An 11,665-nucleotide genomic window follows, 5' to 3' on the forward strand; every position below is an offset into this window, starting at 1 on the left:
AAATCCGGTTTGGGTGGAAGCGGTAAAAATCAGCGACCGGGCGCCGTGTTTTTGGGCCAATGCTTTTACCAATGGCTCTGCCGACAACACCTCACCCACCGAAAGCGCATGGATCCATAATTTCCTCCGGGCGTCTGCCGATTCTTGATCGCCGCGGGGCAGGGTTTCCATGAACAATCTTTTAAAAAAAGTGAGACGATGCTTTTTACGGATCCACGCCAAAGGGAGCCAGACCGGCCACAACAGTAAAACCGCTAACCCCATTGCAACATTATAGATATAAACCACTAAGGCCCTCTTATGGTCGTCAAATCATCGTAGGCACGCCAATTGTCTTTCAATTGGCAATCAGAAGCAAAAAACCGGCAAAACTGAAAAAAACCAGATTGGCCAACCATGCCGCGATCACGGGAGGCATCATTTCCGCATAGCCTAGTGAAAGGCAAAAGCTGTTGAAAATCCAGTAAAAAAAAGTGACCCCCAATCCATAGGTAATGCTCATCGGCAACCCCTCGCGCATGTTTCCCCGCAGGGCGATGCCGGTGCCGAGCACGCTGAGAAAGATGCAGACAAACGGCGCGGCAATTTTGCTATGATAGTCGACCCGGTATCGGGTGGCGCCATATCCTTCCCGCTCCACTTTCTGGATATACCGCCCCAGTTCGGCCAACCCCATTTCATCGGATTGTTTGGCCGCCTGGGCCAGGTCATCGGGGTTCAGATCGATGTCGGCCGCTATCGTGTTGTGTAACTGGATTCGCTGGTCGCCACTTTCTCTCTCAAAAAACTGCTGAACGGCGTCGTCGAGTTGCCATTGACCGTTTTCAAACACGCCCGCGACGGCGTCGACCCGCTCAATCAGCCGGAAGTTTTCGTCAAAGGTGTGTATGGTGATGCCGGCCACACGTTTCTCTTCAGGCACATATTGTTTGATATGGATGATCTGCCGGGCGGCTCGCATCCAGATATCATTGGTCTTGGAAGCGTAGATGTTCTTTTTTCGAACCTCCTGAAGCCAAATCTGGTTCGCATTGACCATAAAGACCGGCATAAGCATTTCGGCTACCAGAAACAACCCTGCACTAAAAAACACGCCGAGTACCATCGTTGGTTTGAGCAGCCGGTTCTTGCCGATGCCGCAGCTTTTAAGGGCGATGACTTCATTGTTTTTGTTCATCAACCCCAATGCGATCAGAATCGACAACAGAAAGCCCACCGGTGCGATCTGGACAAAGATAAAGGGGAGTTTGTACAGCAGGTAGACGACACAACGGATAGCCGGGACACCCGCCTCCATGAAATTATCAATTTTTTCTATAAAATCGACCGCCACATAAATGCTGAGCACCGCAGCCAGCACAATCAAAAAGCTGGCCAGTATCTCCCTGGTAACGTAGCGGTAAAGAATCGTCATTTTTTTCCGACCCGTTTAATGATTGCACGTACAATCCGTCTCAACCAAATAAAAGTGATCGCTTTTTCTTTCGCCGACAGAACCAGCAGATAAATGCCGAATCCCCCGAGAATCACATTCGGCACCCACATGCCGACCACCGGTGGGTAGGTGCCATTTTCTCCAAACGCCTTCCCCACGGAAAGGAGAATATAGTACAGCAGAAAAAAGAGAAGTCCCAGCGCGATCCCAAATGCTTTTTTTGAATTGCGGGCCTGAATGCCCAAGGGCATGGCCAGCAGTCCCATGGCCAAACAGGCCACGGGAATCGAAAATTTCTTGTGATAATTCAGCAGGGCGCCAAGGTATTTGACTTTGTCGGCCCTGACTCGTTTCAAATAGTCCCTGAGATCAGACAAGGTCATTTCATCCGGGTCTTGATTGGCGATACCTGGCGTCGAAAAGACACCTTTTAGATCCAACCGGATGTCGTATGTTTCAAAATTGATCGTGTGAGAAGATCGGTCGCGCATGTCCATCTGGCTGATCGTTCCGTCATACAGCCGCAGATAATAAACCATTTCCTTGGGCTCGCCGAAAAGCCTTCCTCTCCGCGCAACGACCGTATTGTTGCCCCCTGACGTTCGGCTGTCTTCAATCAGCACATTATGCAGTTCACCGCTTTGCGGATCGATTTTATTGACGTAAAGCATGATCTGTTTGAAGTTATCGTTAAAAGTCCGCTCTTTCAAACTGACGTTCAGGTTGGCGGCGGCCACATTATAAAGCAACGTTTTTAAACGTTCAGCTCCCGATGGCACACCAATGATGGTCATGTATGCGGTAATCAGGGTTCCCGACAGACTGAAGATCAGCACCGGCGTCAACAAACGGTAGATACTCACTCCCCCGGCTTTGAGCGCCATAATTTCATTGTCGCTGGACATTCTCAATAGCGCCATCAAGACCGCCATCATCGTAGACATGGGGATGATATACTGAAGAAAATAGGGCATGGTATAGGCCAGCAGCAGAAATACCGGAACAACACCGACCTTGTGATTGACGATCATGTCCGTGATATCGAGAATCTGTTTCATCAGGAAGATAAAGGAGAAAAAGGCCAGATTGATAAAAAATGGCGGCAGCATCTCCAGAAACAGGTACCGGTTGAGGATGGAAAATGGATGGATCATCAGATGTTTTCGCGGGGAGACGAGGTTCCATTTTTCTCATGCAGGATGGCGTCATCCTCAGGGTCTGCTTCTGACTCGACTTCCTCTTCATCCGAAGTTCCGCCGCCTTCCAGTTCATCGCCGTTGTCTTCCATGGGAATTCTCCTTTTCACATGCTTAACATCCATTTGCACCCGATGGGTCCTCGCCATAAACTGCGGATAATGGCATCCCCTTAGGGCTGGCCTCGCTTTTAACAGCCACTGTCAGCGTTTGCCGAAAATGGAACCCAAAACGCCCCGGATGATCTGCCTGCCGATCGTGCTGCCGATCGAGCGTGCGGCACTCTTGATCATGGCTTCTCCGGCGGTCTGGCGCCGGCGTCCGCCGGCGGGCTGGCGCCGCTGTGCCTGACGCTGATTTTTCTCCGCTTCCAATTCCTTCAGCCGTTGCGTTTCCGCCGTCTGGGCAGTTTCAGCACGTTGCTTGAGCATCTCGTAGGCAGACTGACGGTCCATGGTAGCATCGTAACGCCCACGAATGGGGGCCCTTTGCATGACGGCATTTCGCTCGTCATCCGAAATCGGACCGATGCGTCCCTCCGGAGGCGCAATCAGGGTTTGCTGCACCGGCTGGGGCCGGCCGTCGTCGCCCATCACGGAAACGAGGGCTTCTCCGATGCCCAGCGTGGTGACTGCATCGGCTGTATGAAACAGCGGATTGGTCACAAACGACGCGGCTACGGCCCGAATGCTTTTCTGATCCTTGGGCGTAAATGCCCGCAGGGCATGCTGAACTTTAAGCCCCAGTTGGCCCAGGACATCATCCGGAAGGTCCATGGGGTTCTGGGTGACAAAATAGACCCCGACGCCCTTGGACCGGATCAACCGAACCACCTGTTCGATTTTGTCCAGCAGCGGTTTGGGTGCCCCTGAAAACAGCAGGTGAGCCTCGTCAAAGAAGAGTACCAGCTTCGGGGCCGGCGGATCACCCGCTTCGGGCAGCTGCTCAAACAGTTCTGACAGCAGCCAGAGCAAAAAGGCCGCGTAAAGACGCGGTGCGTTATGGATCAACCGGCCGGCGTCGAAAAGGCTGACGACCCCGCGCCCGGAAAAGTCCGTGTGCATCAGATCGGCCAATTGCAGGGCCGGCTCGCCGAAAAAGCGCTCGGCCCCCTGCTCTTCCAGCACCAGCAGCCGTCGCTGAATGGCACCCAGACTGGCACCGGTGATGTTACCGTATTCCGATCTCAGGGAACCTGCGTTCTCGCCCATCCAGGCAAGCAGCGCCCGAAGGTCCTTCAGATCCAGCAGCAGCAGTCCCTGGTCGTCGGCCAGATCGAATCCGGCATAAAGCACCCCGGTCTGGGTGTCATTGAGTTCCAACAGGTTGCCCAGCAGCAGCGGACCCATTTCTGAAATGGTCGTTCGCACCGGGGATCCGTTTTTCCCGTCCATATCCCAGAACAGTGTGGGACAGGGCTGCTGGCGATAACCGGGCAAGGGAATTTTAGCCAGCCGTTCGTCGATCTTTGGATGGGGCGATCCCGCTACGGCAATACCGGACAGGTCTCCCTTGACATCCACGGCAAATACCGGCGTGCCCATGCGGGAAAAGCCTTCGGCAAGGGTTTGCAGGGTGACCGTTTTTCCGGTGCCGGTCGCCCCGGCCACCAGGCCGTGCCGATTGCACATGCGACCGGACTGGGCGATCAATGCACTACGGGCACCGCCGATGGTGAGCATTGCAGGTGTCATCATGGTCTCCATTAAGGGTTATGCGGTTTTCGTCACCACGTTGGCAGTTTGACGTTGACGGCGAATTTTGGGATGCCGTCCGAAACGACACTCCGATTCTAAAGCATACCGGCACAAAAGAAAATGGAAAAAATGTCAGCATAAAAGCCATTTGGCCTGCCGCCGAAGAATCAGTATCGCTCTCCCAGTTAAAACTCGCCGCCCAGATGTACATGGACCTGATCCTGTATTACGCCAAAGGAGAGAATAGACCGTCAGGCGAGGTATTGGACAACGGCTTCGGCGGCACGCTCGCCGTCCACGGCGCATGAGGCGATGCCGCCGGCATAGCCAGCCCCCTCACCGCAGGGGAAGAGCCCCCGGACCGATACATGCTGCAATGTCTGCGCATCTCTGGGAATCCTCACCGGTGATGACGTACGGGACTCCACCCCCACCACGACCGCATCGTTGGTGAGAAACCCCTTCATCGTTCGATCAAAGGCCTTGAAGGCAACCTGCAGCCGCCTGCGGATGGGATCGGGCAACCACTGGTGCAAAGCTGAAGCCACCACGCCCGGCGGATAGGAGCAGGCCGGCAAGCCGTCGGACAATCGATTGTTGACAAAGTCGACCAGGCGCTGGGCGGGAGCGGTCACCCCGCCGCCACCGTTAACGGAGGCTGTCTGCTCCAAGGTCCGCTGATAGTTCAGACCGGCCAAAGGGCCCGATGATTCCAACCGTGGTATGTCCGCAAGCCGGATCTCCACCACGATTCCGGCATTGGCGTAAGGAGAATTGCGTTTGGAAAAAGACATGCCATTGACCACCAGGGCGTCTTCCTGCGTGGACGCCGGCACGATGAAGCCACCCGGGCACATGCAGAAGCTGTAAACGCCACGGCCATCCACCTGTCGGGCAAGGTTGTAGGCAGCCGCCGGCAGGTATCCACTCCGGGGCTGGCCATGGTATTGGATCCGGTCAATGAGCCCCTGGGGATGTTCCACACGCACACCCATGGCAAAGGGCTTGGCCTCAAGGGCAATCTTTTTATCCATGAGCATCTCGTATACATCCTGGGCACTGTGGCCAGTGGCCAGAACCACCGCCCGCCCCTCGATGTGATGCCCATCCGCCAGGATCACGCCGGTCGCCCGACCGGTGGAAACCGACAACCCGACGGCTTTCTGCTGAAAATGTATTTCACCGCCATGGGCTTCAATGGTGGCCCGCATGGCCGAAACAATCTCCGGAAGACGGTTGGATCCGATGTGGGGGTGGGCATCGTACAGAATGTGTCCATCGGCGCCGTGCTGATGAAATCGGTGGAGCACCCGACGGTGATCTCCCCTTTTCCTGGAACGGGTGTAAAGCTTGCCGTCGGAAAACGTCCCCGCACCTCCCTCGCCGAAGGCATAGTTGGATTCACTGTCCAATACCCCCCGCCGGTTCAGGGCCGCCACATCCCGGCGACGGGCCTTGACGGGCCTTCCCCGATCGACCACCACAGGCCTGAGGCCCAGTTCAACCAAGCGCAACGCGGCAAAAAGCCCCGCCGGTCCGGCGCCCACGATGACCACCGGCGCCGCAGACCGCACATCCCGGTAGGCGAAGACCGGCCGCTCCGGCCTCATGGTTTCGCCGTCGCCATAGACATGAACGCCCAGGTTTACCCGGACCGGACGTTTGCGGGCGTCGACAGAACGGCGGACGACCACAAAGCGGTCGGCGGCAACAAGACGGCCGATCGTCCGGGCCAGGGCCCGCTGGATCCCTTCCGGGTCAGCTGCCTCCCGGGGGGACACGTTTAAAGAAACATCTTCAGGCATGGGGTCTCAGGCCTTCTTCCGGTGGCGGTTTTGCTCGTAGCGCATCTGGAGCATTTCCACCATCAGGGCAAATCCCATGGGCAGATAGATGTAGGCCTTTGGCACATGTTTATGCAGTCCCTCCATGAAAATGGTCACGCCGATGGTAATCAGGAATGAGAGTGCCAGGATTTTAAGAGCCGGATGGCGCAGGATGAAGTCACCGATGGGCCGGGCGAAGAAGAGAATCCCGACAAAGGAGAGCACCACCGCCGAAACGATAATCCACAGCTGCTGGGTCAGTCCCACCGCCGTGATCACCGAATCGACTGAAAAAACGATATCCAGCAGGACGATCTGGGTAATAATGGACGCAAAGGCACCGGACGCCTGCTGATCCGGTCCATGCTCCGACTCCCTGAATTCGACCGTGTGGTGGATCTCATGAACGGCTTTATAGAGCAGAAACAACCCCCCCGCCAGCAGGATCAGGTCCCTAACCGAGAAATTGGCCACAATGGGCCGGGTCAGGCTGGCCAGAGCCACGACCACAGCCAGCATGACAATGCGGGCTATCATGGCCACGCTCAACCCCACGATGCGGGCCTTCTGCCGCTGGTTTTCGGGCAATCGACCCACAAAGATGGCGATCACCAATACATTGTCCACCCCCAGCACGATTTCCAGCCCGATCAGCAGGGCCAGCAGTCCCAATGCATCTGTCATCGATCACCTCCCCTTTAAAATCTCAAGCACCTCGGCGCACTTTTGAGCCGCACGGCTCACAATGGATTCAGCCTCCAGGGTAACGCGGCTTTTGAATGCGTCGTCTGTGATCTCAACCATGTTGATCATCACGTTTTTATAAGCGCCCCAGATCCCCGTCTCCAGGGCTCTGGCCCCCACCTCCACGTCAGACCGGGATGCCGGATTCCCGCAGCGGGCCACTTCGCAAAGGGCATCCCAGGCCCTGTCGCCCAATTCCATGGTCGTCAGGGGAATGTCAATGGCCTTCTTGAGCCCGGCCTGCATGCATTCGGCCCGTTCGGACCGTTCGGCATCGGTGCCCCGGGGCATGCGCAGCGCCTCCATGAAGTCGTTGAATGCCGTCGTATCCGCATCGATCATGGGAATCAGGCTGACCGCCGCATCATGAAGCGGCGGGATGCTTTTTCTCATCTGGGCGTCCACCGATTCAAACTTCCGAACCCCGTAGGTCAGTTTGCCCACCATGGCCCCCAGTCCGGCACCCATGGCCGCCAGGGCGGCCGACACCGATCCACCGCCCGGAGCCGACGAACGGGAAGCCACTTCCTCGATGAAGGCTCTCAGGCTCATGCCGGCCAGCGGTTCGTCTCTTTCTCCGGCGACTCGGTATTCAATGATTTTCTCTTTTGGATCGAACGGCGCCACACTGCTAAGCCCCAGCCGTTCCACCGCCAATCGGACTCGCTGGTCCTCGTCGAGGATGAACAGCTTTTCCTTCTCCATGTAGTAGTCGGCAGCCATGAGAATCGATGCCAGAGGGATCAGCCCGACGACTTCCGATCCGGCAACGCCGACGTTCAATGCAGCCGCTTCTCTTTTCACTTCCTCGAACAGGACATGCATGGGCGTCACTTGATAGTCGTTTAAATTTACCGTTACCTGGGCCATGTTGTATTCGTTCACAAACCAGCCCATGCCCTTGACCGCTTTTAGGCGGCCGGGTGAATCCGGGCCCCGGCCGGCTTCACGCAAATTCAGGGCGATGCGGTGGGCCTGATTGCTGGTGCCCAGGATATTGACGTTGTAGGCAATCAAGAAAGACCGTGCACCGGTCGCGGTGGCGCCCCACTGGGGGATGAATTCGGCCGGTCCGAAATCGGGCTTCCATTGGGGTTCCTTCAGACGCCCGGCCAATCCTTCGTATTCCCCTTTGCGGACCTGGGGCAGTTTGCGGCGGTAATCGTCGACCGCAGAGGCTTCGTAAAGGAAAAAGGGGACGCCCAATTCTTCTGCAGCCAGACGGCCAAAGGTCTTCGAGATCTCCACACATTCGTCCATGGTGACGTTGGCCACGGGTATGAACGGACAGACATCCATGGCACCCATGCGGGGATGTTCCCCCTTGTGTGTGCGCATGTCGATTTTCTGCCTGGCGGCCCTGGCGCTGTTCAATGCCCCTTCGATCACCGCATCCGGATCGCCTACGAAGGTGTAAACGGTCCGGTTGGTTGACTTTCCCGGATCCACATCCAAGAGGGTGCATCCCGGTGTATTTCGGATGGCCTGGGCAATGGCATCAATGGTCTCACGGTTTTTGCCTTCGGAAAAATTGGGAACGCATTCAACGATTTTTCTCATGATACACTCGCTTTGGTTTGATATGACTTGATGACGGTCCACGGTACTGACGCGATGGTCAGGAAAGTTGACAATGATTACTGCTCATCCGGCCATCCCATGTCGCTCGAAATGGTCCTGCGGTGTTCATCAGGCACGCGATCAGATGGTCGCGAACGCCGGACGTTTCAATGATAAAATCGGGAACGGAAACATTGATGGCCGCCACAACATTTCCGGTGTAATCCCGCACCGGAGTGGCCATGGCCGTAGAGAAGTCGGATCCGCTGACGCTGATCCCCGTCCGCCGTGCTTCGGCAACGGCGACCAACAGCTGCGGCAGTGAATTGATGCCGCCGCTGCCGTATCCGTCCAGGGGAACGCCGGAATAGTGCGAACGCAGGCTGGCGTCGCTGAGGCCGCAAAGCAGCGCGCGGCCGATGGACACCGTGTGACAGGGAAAGCGGGTACCCACTGGCACATTCACCATCATGATCTGAGGTAATGCCGCCCGGTAGATGTAAATGGCTTCGATCCCTTCCCGGATGGCCAGATGGCAGGAGGCGCTGGTTTCATCGCGCAGTTCGTCCAGGCGGGTGGCGGCCGTGTTCAGGATATCTCTTGAGGCGAGATAACAAAAGCCACGTGAAAGCACCATGGGGCCAAGCTCGTATGCATTCCGGCCGGCTTTTTTCAGATAATGCATCTCGGTCAGTGTCACGATGGTACGATAGATGGCCGATGTACTGACCTCGAGCCGCTCGGCCACTTCACCGACGGTCAGCACACGCTGCCGGACTGAAAACAATTCCAGAATCTGGAGCCCTTTTTTCAGGGCCGGGACCGTATAATCCGTGTTCATTTTTTGTCCATCAACCACGATCCATCTCTCGATCGCTCTGCGTGTTGTCGCCTGTCAGGCCGATGCGGGGATTGACCGACCGGTCTTCAGGAGATTGGGAACCAGAATCAGAAGCACCAATACGGCACCCACAAGGATAACCGCAACACTGCTGGAAACCAGAAGCAGACCACCGAGCAGGGTGATTCGACCTTCACATTGGCACTTGTAAATGGGGGGTTTTTTGGGTATACGTTCTGGGAGCGCAATGAGCCAGCTTACGGCATGGGAATTGACCTGCTTTCACTGGTTTTGATCATTGCGAATCGCAGATTCGAATTAATTTTACTTTCCTGCAAGCGTTCCATTTCTTAATACAGTTAAAGTGCCTTCTCTCTCATTGATGCTAACGAACAAGGGCTATCGCCCGAGCATGCAACGCTGATCGGTGTCAACGGCGCATCGGGTAGGCCGGCGGTCTGAATCATGGCCAAAACCATTTCAATCGACGAGATTCGCCAGCGGAAAAAATCGCCAGAGGCAAAGGACCGCTCCGAAAAAAGCGGCGCGCCCCTTTCGTCTCCGTTTTCGTATATTATATTGCTTGATGAAAACGACCAAACCGATAGACCCTCCCCGGCCGATACGGTATCCAAGCATCGCCAAACCATCAGTTGATCCATTTGTATCCCGGTCGGTCAATCACTGCAGCAGGACTCAACGGCCGCCACCGCCTTTGGAATGGGCGCTCCCAGAACGGTTGCACCGGTGGACGTTACCTGCACATCGTCTTCGATACGCACCCCGCCAAAATCCAGATAAGATTCCAGTTTGCGGTAGTCGATCAGATCGGGAAACCGGTTTGCACCGCGCCATTGTTGGACCAGTTGGGGAATGAAGTAAATTCCCGGCTCTACGGTCACCACAAAACCCGGCGCCAGGGGTTTGGCCAGCCGAAGGCGGTTGATGCCGAACTGACTGTCCCGACGGATATCGTCCGTATACCCCACTTCGTCTTCTCCTAAACACTCCATGTCGTGCACGTCCAGGCCCAGCATATGCCCCAGGCCATGGGGAAAAAAGAGGGCATACGCCCCTGTCTGGACGGCGCGATCCACATCCCCGCGCATCAAACCGATGTCCTTGAGGTCCGATGAGAGCCGTCGGGCGGCGATCTGGTGAACATCCTTAAACGGGATACCGGGCCTCATGGCAGCCAGCGCATCCGCCTGCATCCCCAGCACGACCTCGTAGATCTCCTTTTGACGACTGGTAAACCGGCCGCCCACCGGAATGGTGCGGGTCGTGTCGCTGGCATAGCCCATTGGCGATTCCGCGCCACAATCGCAGATCGCCAGGCGACCAGCCTGCATCAGATTGTCGTGACTATGGTTGTGCAGCGTCTGGCCATGAATTGAAAAAATGGTCCTGAACGGTGGACGTTTACCTGACCGCCCGTAAGCAAGGCCTTCTATTGCACCCACCACCTCACGCTCGTATCGTCCCGGCGTGGCCATGCGCATGGCGGTGGTCTGCATGGCGGCATTAATCACCAGTGCCGCCACGATTTGATCCAGTTCCGCTTCGCTTTTCACCGACCGCAGGCGGATCACTGATCGGATAAGCCTTGCCGACGTATTGCCGGCAACGGCCGAAGGCGCCATGGCGCAAAGACCGGCCAGCTGCATCGTCTGATCCATGCGGTATGGCGGCAGAAAATGAACCGGTCGTTGTCTCTTGGTAGCCGCGGCGACAACCGCAGACAATTGACTTGAAGGCGCTGACCGGTCAACACCGATGCCCCGGCATCGCTCCAGTAAAGAGGGTTGTGGACCGCTCCAGACCACGTCATCCAGCGACATATCGTCGCCGAAAACCGTTTCCGTACCCGCATCCACATCGATGACAGCTGCCAGGTTCGGCAGGTCGAGACCCCAAAAATACAAAAATGAACTGTCCTGGCGGAAAAAATGGCAATTGTCCGACGCATTGATCGGACTTTGTCTATTTCCCAGCAACAGGATCAGACCGGATCGGACATCCGCCTTGAGGCACTGTCGCCTGTGGGTGTATAGATCAGCAGAAAACATGAAGGAGAACTCCCCTCCCCCCACCCGGATGCACCTTCCACAAACACTGTCTCGACATGACCGACATCTCACCTGACAGCGGTCTCGCCTTCGGCTTCGTTAGGGTCGGCAGGTGGCCTGCCATCATGCGGAACCGATTGCCGAAAAAAACGGCTGACGCCGGCCGGCAGTTTTTATAACCCCGCTTTCGCTGCGCTGTCAGGCGCTGCGCTCGGCCGCACCCGCATACACGGGCATGAGGGTTTCAAAGAGGGTCGCCATGTCACTGGCGATGGTTTGCTTTTTGTCCATGGCGGC

The 11,665-nt window shown here is 56.4% G+C and carries 10 protein-coding genes; all 10 read right to left on the reverse strand.

Annotated elements, in window-relative coordinates; genetic code table 11:
* Positions 1-264: glycosyltransferase N-terminal domain-containing protein (locus QNK41_RS23065; RefSeq protein WP_413815151.1), on the reverse strand; the 264-nt coding region annotated here is incomplete at its 3' end.
* A 73-nt stretch (positions 265-337) separates the two neighbouring features.
* Complete coding sequence (lptG, locus tag QNK41_RS12740; RefSeq protein ID WP_319257480.1) at positions 338-1,414, reverse strand: LPS export ABC transporter permease LptG; 1,077 nt, start codon at positions 1,412-1,414, stop codon at positions 338-340.
* Positions 1,411-2,589 carry an LPS export ABC transporter permease LptF gene (gene lptF, locus QNK41_RS12745; protein WP_319257482.1) on the reverse strand — a complete coding sequence of 393 codons (1,179 nt, stop codon included), beginning with the start codon at positions 2,587-2,589 and terminating at the stop codon, positions 1,411-1,413. Before lptF ends, lptG begins: the two co-directional genes overlap by 4 nt.
* Positions 2,589-2,723 carry a hypothetical protein gene (locus tag QNK41_RS12750; RefSeq protein WP_319257484.1) on the reverse strand — a complete coding sequence of 45 codons (135 nt, stop codon included), beginning with the start codon at positions 2,721-2,723 and terminating at the stop codon, positions 2,589-2,591. The genes lptF and QNK41_RS12750 overlap by 1 nt, the downstream gene beginning before the upstream one ends.
* Before the next feature lie 111 nt (positions 2,724-2,834).
* A complete protein-coding gene (locus tag QNK41_RS12755; RefSeq protein ID WP_319257485.1) occupies positions 2,835-4,328 on the reverse strand; it encodes a helicase HerA-like domain-containing protein in 1,494 nt (497 codons plus the stop codon).
* Positions 4,329-4,579: 251 nt separating this feature from the next.
* A complete protein-coding gene (locus QNK41_RS12760; protein WP_319257487.1) occupies positions 4,580-6,133 on the reverse strand; it encodes an NAD(P)/FAD-dependent oxidoreductase in 1,554 nt (517 codons plus the stop codon).
* Positions 6,134-6,139: 6 nt separating this feature from the next.
* Positions 6,140-6,838: a TerC family protein gene (locus tag QNK41_RS12765; protein WP_319257489.1), complete on the reverse strand. Its 699-nt coding sequence runs from the start codon at positions 6,836-6,838 to the stop codon at positions 6,140-6,142.
* 3 nt (positions 6,839-6,841) lie between these two features.
* Positions 6,842-8,458, reverse strand: coding sequence for a glutamate formimidoyltransferase (gene ftcD / locus QNK41_RS12770; RefSeq protein ID WP_319257491.1), 1,617 nt, complete (start codon positions 8,456-8,458; stop codon positions 6,842-6,844).
* A gap of 58 nt (positions 8,459-8,516) precedes the next feature.
* Positions 8,517-9,299: an IclR family transcriptional regulator gene (locus tag QNK41_RS12775; RefSeq protein WP_319257493.1), complete on the reverse strand. Its 783-nt coding sequence runs from the start codon at positions 9,297-9,299 to the stop codon at positions 8,517-8,519.
* A gap of 677 nt (positions 9,300-9,976) precedes the next feature.
* On the reverse strand, positions 9,977-11,368 hold the full coding sequence (locus QNK41_RS12780; protein WP_319257495.1) for an aminopeptidase P family protein: 1,392 nt from the start codon (positions 11,366-11,368) through the stop codon (positions 9,977-9,979).
* Between the last annotated feature and the right edge of the window lie 297 nt (positions 11,369-11,665).

Source organism: Desulfosarcina sp. (genome assembly GCF_033791525.1).
GTDB lineage: Bacteria > Desulfobacterota > Desulfobacteria > Desulfobacterales > Desulfosarcinaceae > Desulfosarcina.